The sequence below is a fragment of the Actinacidiphila yanglinensis genome (assembly GCF_900107965.1).
Taxonomy (GTDB): Bacteria; Actinomycetota; Actinomycetes; order Streptomycetales; family Streptomycetaceae; genus Actinacidiphila; species Actinacidiphila yanglinensis.
Genome location: NZ_FNVU01000014.1, coordinates 95,392 through 112,557, shown reverse-complemented (window position 1 = coordinate 112,557; position 17,166 = coordinate 95,392). Strand labels below are relative to the sequence as shown.

Sequence of the window (17,166 nt, the reverse complement as noted above, 5' to 3'; positions counted from 1 at the left end):
CCGACGGAGACGGCAGCACGTTCCTGGTTCCCACGCTACGCCGGACGGGTCCGGACGGCGCTCCGGGAGCGGGCGGAGCACCCGCGGACGTACGGCGGCGCCCCTCCCGCCCTGCCGGGCCGGGAGGGGCGCCGCCGCGGCCGTGCTCAGCCCGCCACCACGCCGGTGGACGTGTTCGGGACCGCCCCGTCCTTCGTGCCGGCACCGGCCTTCCCGGGCACACCGGCCTTGTCCGCGCGCGGCGTCGCGGCGATCACCTTCCGCCACACGTCGCTGGTCGCGAGGGCGCCCAACCGGGCCGCGCTGAGCGGCGGTTCGGGGCGGCTCACCGGAGCGCCCTTCTCCGCGGCGGCGTTCCACTCGTTGACCGTGACCTGGGCGCCGTCCTTCGTGCGGAAGACGGCCTCCCAGTCCTTGGTCTCGGCGCGGTGGTCCGGGTACTCGAAGGTCTTCAGCACGGTGAGGGTGCCGCCGTGGACGTGGGACTGCGTGCAGGAGGTGCCGGCGGGCGCGTCGGAGGAGCACTCCGCGGGGGCCGCACCGCCGTTCTCGACGATGACCTCGATCGCGGCCGGGCCGTGGCCGTCGTCGAACACCACGTGCGCGTACGGCGGCAGGGGGTCGTCGGTGCCGCGCCCGTCCCGCCCGGAGATCGTGCCGGGCGGCAGCAGCGAGACCAGCAGGTCCTCCATCCGCCGTGCGCTCACCGGCGGGACGGCCTTGGCGGTGGCCGCGAGGCTCCCCGACGCGGGCGAGCCGCCGGACCGGTCCGGGGCGGCGGCGACGCCGGTCGCGGTGCCGGTCGCCGTGCCGTGGCCGGCACCGGCCGCCAGCACGCCGCCGGTTCCGGCGAGCGCGAGCACCGCCACCCCCGCGGTGACCACCGCCGCGCGGCGGCGGCGCAGCGTACGGCCGCGGGCGAACCCGGCGGCGACCAGGGCCCGGCCGTCGGCGGGCGGGAGGCCGTCCGCGGCGCGTCGCAACGCGGTGGTGAAGGCGTCCGCCTCGGCGGCGCCGGCCGGGTCGTCGGAGGCGTCGTACGCGGTCGGGTCAGGGTGGTTGGGCATGCGGGATCTCCGTCTTCTGGGGGCACGGTCGGTGAAGGGGGAACGGAAGCGAGCGGGGGGGAGGGAAAGCGGGGGAGCGGCCAGGTGCGTGGGGCGCACCCCGGGAGGGACAGGACCGCGCGGGCACGGCCGCGTTCGGGGCCGGCCGGCCGAACGAGCCGATCGTCGGGGCCCGTTCAGCCGGTCACGAGATCGACCAGGCTGCCGTCCAGTTCGTGGCGGAGCCGGGCGAGGGCGCGTGCGGAGCGGGTGCGTACCGCGCCGGGCGTGGACTGCAGGGCCGCGGCGGTCTCCTCGACGCTGTGGTCCTCCCAGTAGCGCAGCACCAGCACGGCCCGGTCCTTGGGCCCGAGCGCGGCGAGCGCGGTCAGCAGGGTGACCCGCAGCGTGGCGTCCCCGCCGGAGTCGTGCGCGGGGCGGTCCGGCAGCTCGGCGGACGGTCTCTCCCGGCTGCTGCGCCGCCTCTGGTGGGTGAGGAAGGTGCGCACCAGCACCGTCTGGGCGTAGCCGGCCGGGTTGTCGACCTTGCCCATCCGGCCCCACACCACGTACATCCGGCCCAGCGTCTCCTGGACGAGGTCCTCGGCCAGGTGGGTGTCGCCCCCGGCCAGCAGGCACGCGGAGCGGAAGAGGTGCCCCGCCCGCGCCGCCGCGAACTCCCGGTACGCATCGGTCGCCGCACTACGCATCCGGCCCCACCCCTCCCGTACGGTCCACACTCCAATGACGCGCCGGGGCCCGGGAAACGTTACGGACCGGCTCCGCGAGGAAGACGGGGTGGTGGAGGAGGCGCCGGGACGGGGGCGCCCGGCATCCCGGCCGCGCGCGAGGATCGGGATATCGTCCGCTGGTGCGCCGATCCGGCCACGAAGACCGCGCGGAGGAGGAACGTCATGCCTGATCGTGGGCGGGGAAACGTGCCTGACGGCGGCTCGGAGCCGGCGCCGGAGGTCCGGGAACCCGGGTCGGGCGCGCGGAAAACGGCCCAACTGGCCCTGACGATCGGCGCGCTCGGCGTCGTCTTCGGGGACCTGGGGACCAGCCCGCTCTACACGCTGCAGACCGTGTTCGACCCCGACGACCCGCACCCCGTGCCGGTCTCCTCGCAGAACGTGTACGGCGTCGTGTCGCTCGTGTTCTGGTCGGTCACGATCATCGTGTCGGTCACCTACGTGCTCCTCGCGATGCGCGCCGACAACGACGGCGAGGGCGGCATCATGGCGCTGATCACCCTGCTCCGGCAGGGGAAGGCGCAGCGGAGCCGGCGGGCGGCCATGGTGCTGGCGGCGCTGGGGATCTTCGGCGCGTCGCTGTTCTTCGGCGACAGCATGATCACCCCGGCGATCTCGGTGCTGTCCGCGGTCGAAGGGCTCAAGGTCGTCCAACCGTCCCTGAAAGACGCCGTCGTGCCGATCACCGCGGCGATCATCGTGGTGCTCTTCCTGGTCCAGCGCAGGGGAACCGCCGCGGTGGGCCGCGTGTTCGGGCCGGTGATGGTGCTGTGGTTCTCGGTGATCGCCGCCTGCGGCATCGGCGGCATCGCCGACCACCCCGGCATCCTCAAGGCCCTCTCGCCCGGCTACGCGTTGGGCTTCCTGGCCGGCCACTTCGGCACGGCGTTCTTCGCGCTGGCCGCGGTCGTGCTCGCGGTCACCGGCGCCGAGGCGCTGTACGCCGACATGGGGCACTTCGGCCGCCGGTCGATCACCCGCGCATGGCTGTTCCTCGTCTTCCCGGCCTGCATCCTGAGCTACTTCGGCCAGGGGGCGCTGATCCTGGACAACCCCCGCAACATCAGCAGCCCGTTCTTCCTGCTGGTGCCGCACTGGGGGCGGCTGCCGATGGTGTTCCTGGCCACCGCGGCCACGGTGATCGCCTCCCAGGCGGTGATCACCGGCGCCTACTCGGTCACCTCGCAGGCCGCCCAACTCGGCTACCTGCCGCGGATGCGGATCGCGCACACCTCCGAGTCCACCATCGGCCAGATCTACGTGCCCTTCATCAACTGGCTGCTGCTGGCCTCGGTGCTCACCCTGATCTTCGCCTTCCGTAGTTCCACGGCCCTGGCGTTCGCCTTCGGCATGGCGGTCACCGGCACCATCACGATCACCACCCTGCTGTTCTTCTACGTCGCGCGGACCCGGTGGGGCACGCCGGCCTGGCTGGTGGGCATCGGGGCGACCTTCCTGCTCCTGGTCGACCTGCTGTTCGTGGCGGCCAACCTGACCAAGCTCATCCACGGCGCGTGGCTGCCGCTGCTGATCGGCCTCACCGCGTTCACCGTGATGACCACCTGGCAGCGCGGCCGCCGCACGGTCACCGAGGAGCGGGCCCGGCGCGAGGGCTCGCTGCGGGAGTTCGTGGACGACCTGCGCGAGGGGAAGCCGGAGGTGCTCCAGGTCCCGGGCACGGCGGTCTTCCTCAACCGGGACAAGCACACCACCCCGCTGGCCATGCGGGCCAACGTCGAGCACAACCACGTGCGCCACGACCACGTGGTGATCCTGTGCATCGAGACGGTGCCGATGCCCCGGGTCGGGCCCGACGAGCGCGTCATCATCGACGGCCTCGGCTACTCCGACGACGGGATCATCCATGTCACCGCCCGCTACGGCTACATGGAGAAGCCCGACGTGCCCGCCGCGCTGGCCATGCTGGACCCGGCCAGGACCGAGGGGCGCCTGAACCTCGACAGCGCGTCCTACTTCCTGTCGACCATCGAGCTGCGCCGCGGGAAGGCGCCCACGATGCGGCCGTGGCGCAAGCGGCTGTTCGTCGCGACCTCGTACATCACCGCCGACGCGGCCGAGCACTTCGGCCTGCCCCGCGAGCGGACCGTCATCATGGGGTCGAACATCGAGGTCTGACCCCGCGGCGCCGCTGCTTCCCTACTTCTTCCGCTGGTAGTGGGTGCCGCCCATGAGGAACAGCAGGGTCCCGATACAGATCGCGATCACCAGCAGCGAGAAACCGATCGTCTCCAGTGCCCTCATCGCCCGCTCCTCCTTCCGGCCGGGCCGTCGCCGCGCCCGCCCCGCGTCTGCCGCACGTTCACGCTCACGCCCCTACGCACGCCGTCGCTCACGTCACGCCTTCGGCGGCCGGAACGCGACCTCGGTGCGGGCCGCCTCGTCGATCTCCTCGACGGTCAGCAGCGGGGTCGCCCTGGTGTCGATGGCGCCGCTCGCCTTGACCCGCAGGCTCACCGCGGCCATGGATGTCGCGTCGGGGAAGTCGATGATGCTCACCAGGTCGTACTCCCCGAACGCGAAGTACACCGCCTCGATGGTGCCGCCCAGACCGGCGACGACGTCCTCCATCGCCCTGCGGCGCCCCGTGCCGCCCTCCTTCAGCAGGCCCTTGGCGCCCTCGGTGGTGTAGCTCGCCTGGATGAGGTATTTGGCCATCAGGTGACGCTCCTTGTCCACCCCGGTTCCGTGCCCCTCACCAGGGTCTTCCGCCGTCCGCCGCCCGGCCACCCACTGACCGCCGAACGGGTGAGCCCGGGCGTGCCGCGGCCGTGCGGGACCCCGGGCTGCCGGCGCACCCGGCCGGGACGGCGACGGCCGGCGCGGGCCGGGACGGCGGGTGATCAGGCCGCCGTCGATCGCGGTCACCACCGCGTGGCGGTGGACGTGGCGTGCCCGCCCGGGGCCGCACCGGCGCCCAGGCACAGCGCCACGAAGACGAACCCGGCCAGGAACCAGCCGACCCTCGCCCGCCAGGGGCGCCCGGCGCTCCGACGAGACCTGCGGACAGGAGGATTGCGCATGCCCTCGATGCCGGTCGCACGCCCCCCGGCGGCAGGAGGATCGCCCGGTCGAACCTTCCGTCCACCGATCGGTGGACCCCGGCGCTGCCGGGCCGGGCGCCGTTCCGGTGACGGTCCCGGTCGCGGTGACAACCCGCGCGCTCACCCAACTGCCGTGCCGGCGCTGGTGAACCGGGACGTCCGGCCGCTGCTGCCGCCGGGTCGGCCGGCGGAGCCGGGGACACGCTCACCGATGGAGCAAAAGCCGTGAATCGGGCACCGCGGGTGACACTGCTGCCCCAACCCACCCTCGCGGCGAACTGGAAGCGAGCTATGACCCCCCGTACGCAAACCGCACGGACGCGCCGTCCGGCACTCACCGCTCCGGCGCAGGCCACCTCCCCCGACCCCTCCCGCGTCTTCCGGAAGCGACCCGTGCTCACGCGCGGACGCGCCTGGCGGGCGGTGCTGATCGCCTCGATCCTGCCCCTCACGGCCGCCCTGCCCGCGAGCGCGCGCGGCCCGGCCATCGCCCACCCCGCACCGGACCCGAACAAGACCGGGCTGGTGGAGAAGAAGCTCGTCCCCGACCTTCTCGGCACGATGCAGAAGCTGCGCATCCCCGGCGCCATCGTCTCGGTGACCATGCCGAAGTGGGGGACCACCACCACGGCGCTCGGCACCGACAACCTCGGCACCGGCCAGGCGATGTCCGCCGCCGACCACATGCGCATCGGCGACGTCACCCGGACCTTCACCGGGACCGTCATCCTGCAACTCGCCGGCGCGCACAAGATCACCCTTGACGAACCCGTCTCCCGGCTCGTCGCCGGCGTGCCCAACGGGCAGCACATCACGGTCCGCCAGCTGCTGAAGATGACCAGCGGGCTGTACGACTACGCCCAGGACCCGGCCCTCAACAAGGCCCTCGACGCGCACCCGGCCACGAAGTACACCCCGCAGGCCCTCCTCGACGTCGCCTTCAAACACCAGCCCTACTTCGCGCCGGGCAAGGGGTTCCACTCCTCCGCCACGGACACCGTGCTGCTCGGGATGGCCGCCGAGCACGTCACGGGGCAGTCCCTGCAGACGCTGTTCCAGCAGCGGATCTTCACGCCGCTGGGCATGAAGGACACCCGCGTCGCCAGCGGCACCGCGATCGCCGCACCGGCCGCCCACGGCTACCAGTACCTCAGCGACACCGCCTCGCTGACCGCGCCCGTCCTCACCGGCAAGGACGCGGCCTGGGCCGACTACTCGGCCGGCAAGCCGGCGGACGCCACCCAGGCGAACGCCTCCTGGACGTGGGCCTCGGGGGCCGTCACCTCCACCCTCGCCGACCTGAACCGCTGGGCCCCGGCGCTGGCCACCGGCAAGCTGCTCACCCCCCAGATGCGGAAGGAGCAGATGACCTTCACCTCCACCGCGGCTCCGGCCGCCACCACCGCGGCGACGGTCAAGGCACGGCCGGCCGCGTCCGACGCCGCCTCCTACGGCCTGGCGGTGGGCGACTACGCCGGGTTCGTCGGCCACGACGGCGCGATCCCGGGCTACTCCAGCTTCGTCGGCTACGACCCGAAGAAGCAGGCCACCATCGTCGTCCTGGTCAACTCCGACCGGGCTCCCGACGGCACCACGCCGTCCACCGAGCTGACGAAGCGGGTTCTCGCGGACGTCTTCGGGGACTGAGACCCCGTCCGATCCCGCTCGCAGGAAGGCCCCGGGCTGCCGGCCCGGGGCCCTTTTCTGTCCGCGGCCTGTCCGTTCGGTGTCCGTTCCGTGTCCGTGGTGCGCACATCCCGGGCAGAGCCGCGCCACGCCGCGCCGCCCCCGCGCGGTCCGATCAACCGGAATGATGATCGCGCGTAGGCTGACGTCCGATCACCCGTGGGGTGAGAGTGAACAGACGGTACAACGGCAGAGGATGAGGGACCTTGGGGCACAGGCGCAGATCGAGGCGGAAGCTCACCGCGTACGTCGTGGGCGCGACGCTGGTCGTCGCCGGGGGTGTGTCGGCGCCGATGGCGCTGGCGAGCCCGCACGGCGGCGGCTCGGGGTCGAGTTCCTCGGGGGAGCAGCAGGACTTCGCCTTCGCGGCGCACGAGTCCAAGGTGCCGGAGTCGGTACTGATGGCCGTCGCGTACGAGGAGTCCCAGTGGGACGTCCACCAGGGCCACAACACCAGTGGCGGGTACGGGCCGATGAGCCTGACCGACGTGACGCCGTCGATGGTCGGGGGCGGTGAGGCCGGTGCGGCCGGCCGCGCGGACCTCGCGTCGCTCGCGGCCGACCCGTCGCTGCACACGCTGACCGCGGGCGCCAAGCTGATCGGCGCGCCCGCCCAGCAGGTGCGCACCGACCGGCGGGACAACGTCCGTGCCGCGGCGGCGCTGCTGGCGTCGTACGAGAAGGACCTGCAAGGCGGTACCCCCACCGATCCGGCGGACTGGTACGCCGCGGTGGCCAAGTACAGCGGATCCACCGACCAGGCGGCGGCCGAGAGCTTCGCCAACCGCGTGTTCGCGACGATGAAGGCGGGCGCCGCGCGCACCACCGCCGACGGCCAGCACGTGGACCTGGCGTCCCAGCCGTCGCTGCGGGCGGACACCGGCCGGGTGGCGTCCCTGCACCTGAAGAAGACGACGTCCTCGGGCACCGACTGCCCGGTGAACCTGGACTGCCAGCTCGCCCCGGCGGCGACGACCAACTACCAGGTGGCGAACCGTCCCGCGGACGGGATGAAGGTCGACTACATCGTCATCCACGACACCGAGACCTCCTACCAGACCGCGATCGACGCCTTCCAGAACCCGGCCAGCGGGGACGCGGCGAACTACGTGATGCGGTCCTCCGACGGCGCCGTGACGCAGTCGGTGGCCGACAAGGACCTCGCGTTCCACGCCGGCAACTACTGGTTCAACATGCACTCGGTGGGCGTCGAGCACGAGGGCTTCGCGGCCCACGGCGCGAGCTGGTACACGCAGGTGCAGTACCAGAACACGGCCGACCTGGTGAAGTACCTGGCCAGGAAGTACCACGTGACGCTGGACCGCGAGCACATCATCGGCCACGACAACGTGCCCGGACCGGTCGACTCGCTCGTCTCCGGCATGCACTGGGACCCGGGACCGTACTGGGACTGGAACCGGTTCATGGCCATGCTCGGCGCGCCGACGGACGCGGGCCGGCACGGCGTGGGCCCGGTCGGCACCGCGGTGACGATCGCCCCGGAGTTCGCGTCCGACGACCAGACGGTGAGCGTCTGCCCGGCGGACGACCCGACCGGCGCGACGACCTCCTGCACCGACCAGACCGCCCCGTCGAACTTCCTGTTCGTGCGCAGCGCGCCCGGCGCGACCGCGCCGCTGGCCGGTGACCCGTACGTGCACGCGAACGCCGCGCCGGGCACCGACGAGATCAACGACTGGAGCGCCACGGTCTCGGCGGGCCAGCAGTTCGTCGTCGCGGACCAGCAGGGCGACTGGACGGCGATCTGGTACGGCGGCCAGAAGGTGTGGTTCGACAACCCGGACGGCGCCAACACGGTCCGGGCGAAGCACGTGAAGATCGTCCAGCCGACCGGTGCCACCGCACCGCTCTTCGGTGAGGCGTACCCGGACGCGTCGGAGTACCCCGCGGGCCTCGCCCCGGACTCCGCACCCGCGCTCAGCAAGTACGCCTTCCCCTCCGGGCAGGCGTACGTGGCGACGCAACAGCCGGTCCAGCGGGACGACTTCTACCCGGCCAACGGCACCACGCGCCCCACCGAGACCTACATCCCGGGCGCCGGCACGGTGTACACGATCCAGTACAACCACCGTCTGGCCCTGGTCAACTCCTCGGACGTCGCGGTGGGCTGACGCCACCCGGCTCCCAGGGCCCCCGGCCGCGGCGCGCACGTCGCCGCGGCCGGGGGCTCCTGCGTGGTCACCCGACCGCCACCGCGAGGCGGTCCAGGAACTCCGCCTGCGCCCGGACGACGACACCGCGCGCCGCGTCGAGCCCGAACCACGCCACCCGGTCCAACTCCGGGAAGGCGGCGGTGCGCCCCGAGCCGCGCGGCCACTCCATCGTGAAGGTGCCCGGCACCACGTCCGCCGGATCGAGGTCCCCCTCCACCGCCCACACCGTCACGTGCTTGCCCCCGGACTGCACCACCTCGCCCAGCGGCAGCGCCTCGCCCTCCGGCGCGGGCAGCCCCAACTCCTCGCGGAACTCGCGCCGCGCGGCGTCCCAGGGCTCCTCGCCGCCCTCGTACTCGCCCTTCGGCACCGTCCACGCGCCGGCGTCCTTGCGGGCCCAGAACGGCCCGCCCATGTGGCCGAGCAGCACCTCCACCCCGGAACCGGTCCGGCGGAAGAGGAGCAGGCCCGCGCTGCGCTTGATGTCGGTCATCGGCCCAGTCTGCGGGCGGAACGCGGCGGCGGGGCCCTTGACCCTCACGTGGCGTCATGCCGCATGGTCGGGGGCGTGGAAGAGCACCTGACCGTGGGGCGTGTGGCCGAACTGGCCGGCGTGACCGTCCGCACGCTGCACCACTACGACGAGATCGGCCTCGTGCAGCCGTCCGCCCGGACGGCCGCCGGGTACCGGGCCTACTCCTCGGGCGACGTGGAGCGGCTGCGGGAGGTGCTCGCCTACCGGCGGCTGGGCTTCGGACTGCGCGAGATCGCGGACCTCGTCGACGACCCCGCCACCGACGCGGTCGCGCACCTGCGCCGGCTGCGCGGCCTGCTGCGGGAGCAGCGGGACCGCGCCGCGGCCATGGTGACGGCCATCGACAGGGAACTGGAGGCACGGGCCATGGGGATCAGGACCACTCCCGAGGAGCAACTACGCGTGTTCGGCGCACAGTTGTACGACACGATCGGGTCCGCCTACCCGGCGACACGGCGCACCGAGCCGCGGATCGCCGCGCGGGTGTGGGAGGCGCTCGGCGACGCGCGGACGGTGCTGAACGTCGGGGCGGGCACCGGCTCCTACGAGCCCACGGACCGCGAGGTCACCGCGGTGGAACCGTCGGCGGTCATGCGGGCGCAGCGTCCCGCGGGCGCGGCGCCGTGCGTGGCCGCCGCCGCGGAGAGCCTCCCCTTCCCGGACCAGTCCTTCGACGCCGCGATGGCCTTCAGCACCGTCCACCACTGGCAGGACCCGATCGCCGGGCTGCGCGAGATGCGGCGGGTGGCCCGCCGGGTGGTGGTGTTCACCTACGACGCGAGCGGGACAGGCTGGCAGCGGCGGTTCTGGCTCACCCGCGACTACCTGCCCGAATTCGCCGAACTCCTCGTCGACTGGCCCTCGCTGGCCGACCTGACCGAGGCGATCGGGGGCCGCGCGGAGCCGGTGCTCGTCCCGTGGGACTGCGCCGACGGCTTCTTCGAGGCGTACTGGCGCCGGCCCGAGGCGTATCTGGACGAGGAGGTGCGCCGGGCGGTGTCGGTCTGGACCAGGGTCGGGCCCGAGGCCGAGCAGCGGGCCGTGAACGGCCTGCGCGACGACCTGTCCTCGGGCCGCTGGGCGGACCGCAACCGCGACCTCGTCGCCCTCGACGCGGCGGAACTCGGGCTGCGCCTGATCGTGGCCTGACCGCCCCGGCCGGGTCACCCCGCCGCCGGGTGCCCCCCGGGCAGGGTGACGGTGAAGACGGTCGCGCCCGCGCGGCTGCGCACCTCGGCGGCGCCGCCGTGCGCGGTCGCGACGGCGTGGACGATCGCGAGGCCGAGCCCGGCGCCGTGGCCCTGCGGGCCGGGCCGGGTGTGGTCGGCGCGGGCGAAGCGCTCGAAGACGGTGCCGAGGAGGTCCTCGGGGATGCCGGGACCGTCGTCCTCGACCACGAGCCGGACCCGCGGGCCGTCCTGCCGGAGCCGTACGGTGACGCGGGTGCCGGCGGGGGTGTGCAGGCGGGCGTTGGCCAGGAGGTTCCCGGTGATCTGCTGCAGCCGCAGCGGGTCCCCGGTGGTCGTGACCGGGGCCTCGGGCAGGTCGAGCACCCAGCGGTGGCCGGGGCCCGCGGCGCGCGCGTCGTCGACGGCGTCCAGGACGAGCCGGGTGAGGTCGACCGGCTCGCGGGCGAGCGGCCGGCCGGCGTCCAGGCGGGCCAGCAGCAGCAGGTCGTCGACCATGCTGCCCATCCGTGCCGACTCGGCGGTGATCCGTTCCAGCGCGCGGGCCACCCCGGGCGGCACGGGGCCCGGGTGCAGCCCGGCCAGTTCCGCGTGACCGCGGATGGAGGCGACGGGGGTGCGCAGCTCGTGGCTGGCGTCGGCGGCGAACCGGCGCAGCCGCTCCTCGCTGGCGTGCCGCTTGCCCAGCGCGTTCTCGACGTGGCCCAGCATCCGGTTCAGGGCGATGCCGACCTGGCCGACCTCGGTGCGCGGATCGGCGTCCGGGACCCGGTCGGGCAGCGCCACCTCCCCGCTGGCCAGCGGCAGCGCGGTCACGGCGGCCGCGGTGGCCGCGACCCTGCGCAGCGGCCGCAGCGACCACCGCACCCAGAACGCGCCCGCCGCTCCCGCGACCAGCAGCGCCCCGCCGAACACGGCGCCCTCCACCGCGACCAGCCGGGTCACGGCGTCCTCCACCCCGCTGAGCGGGAGGCCGGTCACCAGCACGTCGCCGTCGTCCCCGTCGACGGCCCGCACCCGGTAGTCGTCCAGCGCCGACAGCTCCAGCTTGTGGCTCCGCCCGTCCACCGGGACCGCGGCGATGGCCGCCCGGTCCGCGGCGGTCAGGGCCACGGACGTGTTCGCGCCCGACCGGACCACGCCGGCCGCGGTGACCTTGCCGTCCAGCAGCCGGGCGCCGAAGGTGCCGGGCGTCTGCCGGCGGGTGTCCACGTGGTGGTTGTCGCCGTCCGGCTCACCGTGCCCGGGGTGTTCGAGGCTGGCCGGGAACGTCCCGCCGGCCTGCGTGAGCTGCTGGTCCAGCCGCTCGGTGAGGAACGAGCGCAGCGTGACGACGGCCGCGATCCCGACCGCTGCGCAGCTCACCGCCAGCAGCACCACCAGACCGCAGGTGAGCCGGGCCCGCAGGGTGCGCGGCAGGAACCGCCTCACTGCGGCGCGGCCTTCAGGACGTACCCGGCGCCGCGCACGGTGTGGATCATGGCCGGCCGGCCCGCGTCGATCTTCCGGCGCAGGTAGCTGATGTAGAGCTCCACCACGTGGGCCTGGCCGCCGAAGTCGTACGACCAGACCTGGTCGAGGATCTGCGCCTTGCTCAGCACCCGGCGCGGGTTGCGCATGAGGTACCGCAGGAGCTCGAACTCGGTCGGCGAGAGGTCGATCGCCTCCCCGCCGCGGGTGACCTCCCGCGCGTCCTCGTCGATCGTGAGGTCGCCGACCACGAGCAGTGCCGCGTCGTCCCGCTCCCGCGTCATGCCCGCGCGGCGCAGCAGGCCGCGCAGCCGGGCGAGCACCTCCTCCAGGCTGAACGGCTTGGTCACGTAGTCGTCGCCGCCGGCGGTGATGCCCGCGACCCGGTCCTCCACCGAGTCCCGCGCGGTGAGGAAGAGCACACACACGTCGGGGCGGGCGGCCCGCAGCCCGCGCAGCGCGGCCAGCCCGTTGCCGTCGGGCAGCATGATGTCCAGGACCACCGCGTCGGGCCGGAAGGCGTCGCCCTCGGCGAGCGCGGAGGCGACGTCGCCCGCGGTGCGCACCTGCCAGCCCTCGTAGCGCAGCGCACCGGCCAGGACCTCGGTCAGGTCGGGCTCGTCGTCGACCACGAGGACCCGGACGGGGGAGCCGTCGGGGCGGGTGAGGGGCGCGGGCGGAACGCGCGGTGCGGTGTCCATGGTCCGTCCAGCATCCCTCGCCGAAGAGGTGGGGCGGGCTCCGGTTCTCCTCTGAATCCGCTGTGACCCGTCCCGGGGACGGCGGACTCAGAGCTGGTTGAGAGGTTCCGCCCGCACAGTGGCCGTGCAGGGCGAAGGAAAGGATTTCCCCCATGACCACCACATACGGCCCGCGTCCGGCGCGGCACGCGGTGGCGACGCCCGGGCGGCGCTCCCCGGCCGTACCGGTCCTCGTGCTCGGCTGGGCCGGCGTCGCCGCGGTGCTCGCGCTGTGGTGGCAGGACACCAGCACCGTGGTCGGCACCGCGGACTGGCTGATCGGCGCGGGCCGGATCGCCGGGCTGCTCTGCGGCTACTCCTGCGCGCTGCTGGTCGGCCTGATGGCGCGCGTGCCCGCCCTGGAGCAGGGCGTGGGCAGCGACCGGGTGGCCCGCTGGCACGCCGCGCTGGGCCGGTACACCGTGTGCCTGCTGCTGGTGCACGTGACGCTGGTCCTGTGGGGCTACGCAGTGCAGGCCCACTCCGGCCTGGTCGGCGAGACGACCTCGGTCGTGCTGACCTATCCCGACATGCTCAAGGGCACCATCGGGGGGCTGCTGCTGCTCGCCGTGGGAGTGGTCTCGGCGAGGGCGGTGCGCCGCCGGGTCCGCTACGAGACCTGGTACTACCTGCACCTGCTCACCTACCTCGCGGTCTTCCTCGCCTTCTGGCACCAGCTCGCCCTCGGCGCGGACTTCGCGACCCACCCCCTGGCCCGCGCCTTCTGGTACGCCCTGTACGCGGCCGCCGCGGCGGCGGTGCTCTGGTACCGGATCGCGGCGCCGCTCCGGCTGAACCTGCGGCACCGGCTGCGCGTGGCGCGGGTGGTCCGGGAGGCGCCGGGCGTGGTGTCGGTGATCGTGTGCGGCGACCGGCTGCCGGAGCTGGCCGCCCGCTCCGGCCAGTTCCTGCGCTGGCGCTTCCTGGCCCCCGGGCTGTGGTGGACGGCGAGCCCGTACTCGCTGTCCACGGCGCCGCGGCCGGACCTGCTGCGCATCACCGTCAAGGCGTCCGGCGACCACAGCGCGGCGCTGGCCCGGCTGCGCCCCGGCACCCGGATCTGGGCCGAGGGACCGTACGGCGCGCTGACCGCGGACCGCAGGACCCGGCGGAAGGTGCTGCTGCTCGCCGGCGGGGTCGGGGTGACGCCGCTGCGCGCCCTGTTCGAGTCGCTGCCGGCACGGCCGGGCGACCTCACCCTGATCCACCGGGCCCGCACCGCGGACGACCTGGTACTGCGCGGCGAGCTGGAGGCGATCGCCCGCTCCCGCGGCGCCCGCCTGCACTACCTGCTCAACCAGCCCGACGGCGGAAGCCCGCGGCTCACCGCCGACCTGCTGCGCGTCGCGGTGCCGGACGTCGCCGAGCACGACGTCTACCTGTGCGGACCGCCCGGCATGGCCCAGGCGTCCTACGAGGCGCTGCGCGCCGCCGGAGTACCGGCCCGCCACATCCACCACGAGTCGTTCGAACTGTGAGACGCCCGTGAACAGCCTTTCCCGCCGCCCCCTGCGGCGTGTCCTGCTCAGCACCGTCGCGACCGCCGGCGGCGTCGTCCTCCTGCTCAGCCTCAAGCCGCACACCACCGCGGAGGCGGCCGGCGCCACCACCCGGTCCGCGGCCCCCGCGCCCGCCCCGTCCGCCTCCGCGACGTCCCCCGCCGCGGGGTCGGGCGGCTCGTCCGGGGCGTCCGGGGGTACTGCCGGGACCCGGACCGTGCAGGGCGACACCGTGCAGACCCGCTACGGGCCGGTCCAGCTCAAAGTCACCCTCAAGGCGGGAAGGATCACCGCGGTGTCGGCCCTCCAGGTGCCCGAGGACAGCCCCCGCGACCAGGAGATCACCACCTTCGCGGTGCCCCAGCTCACGCAGGAGGCGATCGCGGCGCAGAGCGCGAAGATCGACACCGTCTCCGGGGCGACCTACACCAGCGAGGGCTACATCCAGTCCCTGCAGAGCGCCCTCGACAAGGCGGGTGGCTGAGGTGGCTGACCTGGCTGACGTGGCGGGCGTGCCGGGCACGGACGGCAGGGCGGGCCGGGTGGACCGGGTGGACCGGGCTGATCAGGACGCGCGGGCCGACCGGGTGCGGCGGGTCGAGCACACCATGGGCACCGTCTTCTCCTTCGACGTGCGCGGCGGCACGGGCCCGCGCGTCGAGGCGGCCCTCGACGCGGCGGTGGCCTGGCTGCACCACGTGGACGAGGTGTTCTCCCCCTACCGGCCCGAGAGCCAGATCAGCCGCCTGGGCGCCGGGACGCTGGCGCTGTCGAAGTGCACGCCGGAGGTGTGGGAGGTGATGCGGCTCTGCGAGGACGCCGAACGTCGCAGCGACGGCTGGTTCAGCGCCCGGTACGGGGCCGGCGGCGCCTTCGACCCCACCGGGCTGGTCAAGGGATGGGCGGTGGAGCGCGCGGCCGCCATGCTCGCCTCGGCCGGCGCGGCGGCGGTGTGCGTCAACGGCGGCGGGGACGTCCAGGTGCACGGCGGGCCCTGGCGGATCGGCGTGAGCGACCCGCTGCGCAAGGGCGCCCTGGCGACGGTCGTGCACGCCGACGGCGAACTCGCCGTCGCCACCTCCGGGTCCGCCGAACGCGGCTGCCACATCGTCGACCCCCGCACCGGCCGGCCGCCGCGCGCCGCGCCGGCCTCCCTCACCGTGATCTGCCGCGGCCTGACCGAGGCGGACACCTGCGCCACCGCCGGCTACGCCATGGGGGACCTCGCCTGCGGCTGGCTGGAGTCCCTTCCCGGCACCCGTTCCTTCGCGGTCACCGCGGACGGCTCCACGTGGACCACCCGCGGCCCCGGCGGTTGACCGAGCGGCCGCGTCCGCGGGGATCACCGGGTCAACGCCTCCCGTCGAGCCGCGCGGACGCCTCGCCGAAGACCCAGGGGCTGGTCCGGTCGATGAAGTCGGTAGGGAAGCCCGCGCTGAATTCGACCGCCGCGCAGAGGCGTTCGACGGCGTCCGCGGGCAGGGTGACGTCGAGGGCGCCGAGGTTGTCCCGCAGCTGCCGCACGCTCCGGGCGCCGAGGATCGGGTGGATCGCGCGGGAACGGGCGCGGGTCCAGGCGATCGCCACCTGGGAGGCGGTGGCACCCAGCCCGTCGGCGACCTCCTGAACGGCCCGGGCCGCGGCCAGGTCGCGCTCGCCCAGCGAGTCCGGGGCGATCCGGGTGGGCCCGGGGGGAGCGCCGGCCCGGGTGAACTTGCCGGACAGCACGCCGCCCGCCAGCGGCCCCCAGGCGGCCACGCTCATCCCGAACGCCTCGGCCATGGGCAGGAGTTCGCGTTCGATGTCGCGGTTGAGCACGTTGTAGGGGACCTGCAGGCCCGCGAACGGCGTCCAGCCGCGCCACTCGGACAGCGTGTTGGCGTGCGCGACGACCCAGGCCGGTGCGTCGGAGATGCCCACGTAGAGGATCTTCCCGGCGCGCACGGCGTCGTCCAGCGCCCGCATGGTCTCCTCGACCGGGGTGTGCCGGTCCCACAGGTGCACCCAGTACAGGTCGACGTGGTCGGTGCGGAGCCGCCGCAGGCTCGTCTCCAGGGACAGGGTGAGGTTCTTGCGGTGGTTGCCCGCGGCGTTCGGATCGCCGCCGTCCCGGGAGACGGTGTACTTCGTGGCCAGGACGAAGCGGTCCCGGCGGCCTTCGAGCAGCTCGCCCAGGATGGTCTCGCTCTCCCCGCCGCGGTAGTTGATCGCCGTGTCGACGACGTTGCCGCCGGCGTCGGCGTAGGCGTCGAGCATGGCGCGGCACTCCTCGGGCGGGGCGCCCACTCCGCCCTGCTCGCCGAAGGTCATCGCACCGAGGAACAGCTCCGAGACCCGCAGCCCGGTCCGACCCAGCAGCCGGTAGCGCACAGTCGTTCTCCCCCTTCGTGGTTCCTGTCGTCGTGCGTGGTGGTGCGTGGTGGTGCGTTCGTGCCCGGTCAGCCGCCGAAGAAGCGCGCCGCCTCCCGCGCGACCTCGTCCGGGGAGACGTCGCGCAGGTGCTGCGCCAGGCCCCAGCGGTGCCCGAACGGATCGACCACCTGTCCGTGCCGCTCGCCCCAGAAGGTGTCCTGCAAGGGGTGGAACACCGTGGCGCCCGCGTCCAGGGCGCGCTGCCACAGCGTGTCCACGTCGGCGGTGGTGATCTGAAGGGCCCCGTACGTACCGCCGAGGGCCAGGGGCGAGACGATGCCCTGCTCCGGGAACTCGTCGGCGATCATCACGGTCGAGTCCCCGAAGGCGAGTTCGATCGTGAGGACCTTGCCGCCGGGCAGCGGGATGCGGCCGCGCTCCCGCGCGTCCAGTGCCTTCGCGTACCACTCGGCGGCGCGCTCCACGTCGCGGACGACCAGGTGCGGGGTGAGGGTGGCCATAGGAGTGCCCTTCGTCGAACCGGCGCCGGATCGTTGCGGGTTCGATCGTCGGGTCCCCGGTGCGGCCCTGTCCAAGAACCTCGGTGATAACCAACGGCTATGAACGGCCGTGCCCGTCGATCGCTCCGGCCTGCGTGCCTGG

General features: G+C 74.0%; 16 protein-coding genes. 7 read left to right on the top strand and 9 right to left on the bottom strand.

The window, feature by feature from the left end:
* Positions 1-146 precede the first annotated feature (146 nt).
* Together C4U44_RS27745 and C4U44_RS27740 are read right to left on the bottom strand one after the other, a co-directional pair.
* On the bottom strand, positions 147-1,067 hold the full coding sequence (locus C4U44_RS27745) for a hypothetical protein (RefSeq protein WP_103888780.1): 921 nt from the start codon (positions 1,065-1,067) through the stop codon (positions 147-149).
* 176 nt (positions 1,068-1,243) lie between these two features.
* Positions 1,244-1,756, bottom strand: a complete 513-nt coding sequence (locus tag C4U44_RS27740; RefSeq protein WP_103888779.1) for a SigE family RNA polymerase sigma factor — start codon at positions 1,754-1,756, stop codon at positions 1,244-1,246.
* 204 nt (positions 1,757-1,960) lie between these two features.
* On the opposite strand from C4U44_RS27740, the gene C4U44_RS27735 reads away from it, so the two are divergent.
* On the top strand, positions 1,961-3,934 hold the full coding sequence (locus C4U44_RS27735; RefSeq protein WP_103888778.1) for a potassium transporter Kup: 1,974 nt from the start codon (positions 1,961-1,963) through the stop codon (positions 3,932-3,934).
* 219 nt (positions 3,935-4,153) lie between these two features.
* On the opposite strand, the gene C4U44_RS27730 is transcribed toward C4U44_RS27735, so the two are convergent.
* Positions 4,154-4,474 (bottom strand): GYD domain-containing protein, encoded by a 321-nt coding sequence (locus C4U44_RS27730; RefSeq protein WP_103888848.1) that lies wholly within the window; start codon positions 4,472-4,474, stop codon positions 4,154-4,156.
* Positions 4,475-4,680: 206 nt separating this feature from the next.
* Positions 4,681-4,839 carry a hypothetical protein gene (locus tag C4U44_RS41660; RefSeq protein WP_160145116.1) on the bottom strand — a complete coding sequence of 53 codons (159 nt, stop codon included), beginning with the start codon at positions 4,837-4,839 and terminating at the stop codon, positions 4,681-4,683.
* A 414-nt stretch (positions 4,840-5,253) separates the two neighbouring features.
* Here C4U44_RS41660 and C4U44_RS27725 point away from each other — a divergent pair, with 414 nt between their 5' ends.
* Both C4U44_RS27725 and C4U44_RS27720 read left to right on the top strand, forming a co-directional pair.
* On the top strand, positions 5,254-6,507 hold the full coding sequence (locus C4U44_RS27725; protein ID WP_235032392.1) for a serine hydrolase domain-containing protein: 1,254 nt from the start codon (positions 5,254-5,256) through the stop codon (positions 6,505-6,507).
* Positions 6,508-6,752: 245 nt separating this feature from the next.
* A complete protein-coding gene (locus C4U44_RS27720; protein WP_322973684.1) occupies positions 6,753-8,678 on the top strand; it encodes an N-acetylmuramoyl-L-alanine amidase in 1,926 nt (641 codons plus the stop codon).
* Between the two features lie 67 nt (positions 8,679-8,745).
* Here C4U44_RS27720 and C4U44_RS27715 read toward each other — a convergent pair whose 3' ends face one another.
* Positions 8,746-9,213, bottom strand: coding sequence for an NUDIX domain-containing protein (locus C4U44_RS27715; RefSeq protein WP_200823429.1), 468 nt, complete (start codon positions 9,211-9,213; stop codon positions 8,746-8,748).
* Between the two features lie 63 nt (positions 9,214-9,276).
* Between C4U44_RS27715 and C4U44_RS27710 the strand changes: the two genes are divergently transcribed.
* Complete coding sequence (locus tag C4U44_RS27710; RefSeq protein ID WP_200823428.1) at positions 9,277-10,404, top strand: MerR family transcriptional regulator; 1,128 nt, start codon at positions 9,277-9,279, stop codon at positions 10,402-10,404.
* Between the two features lie 14 nt (positions 10,405-10,418).
* On the opposite strand, the gene C4U44_RS27705 is transcribed toward C4U44_RS27710, so the two are convergent.
* A complete protein-coding gene (locus C4U44_RS27705; RefSeq protein WP_103888777.1) occupies positions 10,419-11,873 on the bottom strand; it encodes a sensor histidine kinase in 1,455 nt (484 codons plus the stop codon).
* Positions 11,870-12,613 (bottom strand): response regulator transcription factor, encoded by a 744-nt coding sequence (locus C4U44_RS27700; RefSeq protein WP_103888776.1) that lies wholly within the window; start codon positions 12,611-12,613, stop codon positions 11,870-11,872. The genes C4U44_RS27705 and C4U44_RS27700 overlap by 4 nt, the downstream gene beginning before the upstream one ends.
* A 152-nt stretch (positions 12,614-12,765) precedes the next feature.
* Between C4U44_RS27700 and C4U44_RS27695 the strand changes: the two genes are divergently transcribed.
* From C4U44_RS27695 to C4U44_RS27685, 3 genes are all read left to right on the top strand, one after another.
* Entirely contained in the window at positions 12,766-14,130 is a 1,365-nt protein-coding gene (locus tag C4U44_RS27695) for a ferredoxin reductase family protein (protein ID WP_103888775.1), read from the top strand.
* Between the two features lie 7 nt (positions 14,131-14,137).
* Positions 14,138-14,635 carry an FMN-binding protein gene (locus C4U44_RS27690; protein WP_103888774.1) on the top strand — a complete coding sequence of 166 codons (498 nt, stop codon included), beginning with the start codon at positions 14,138-14,140 and terminating at the stop codon, positions 14,633-14,635.
* A gap of 124 nt (positions 14,636-14,759) precedes the next feature.
* The gene (locus tag C4U44_RS27685; RefSeq protein ID WP_103888843.1) at positions 14,760-15,470 is read left to right on the top strand and encodes an FAD:protein FMN transferase; all 711 of its coding nucleotides are present in this window, start codon (positions 14,760-14,762) and stop codon (positions 15,468-15,470) included.
* A gap of 31 nt (positions 15,471-15,501) precedes the next feature.
* Here C4U44_RS27685 and C4U44_RS27680 read toward each other — a convergent pair whose 3' ends face one another.
* Both C4U44_RS27680 and C4U44_RS27675 read right to left on the bottom strand, forming a co-directional pair.
* The gene (locus C4U44_RS27680; RefSeq protein ID WP_103888773.1) at positions 15,502-16,521 is read right to left on the bottom strand and encodes an aldo/keto reductase; all 1,020 of its coding nucleotides are present in this window, start codon (positions 16,519-16,521) and stop codon (positions 15,502-15,504) included.
* Positions 16,522-16,589: 68 nt separating this feature from the next.
* On the bottom strand, positions 16,590-17,024 hold the full coding sequence (locus C4U44_RS27675) for a VOC family protein (protein ID WP_103888772.1): 435 nt from the start codon (positions 17,022-17,024) through the stop codon (positions 16,590-16,592).
* Positions 17,025-17,166: the final 142 nt, after the last annotated feature.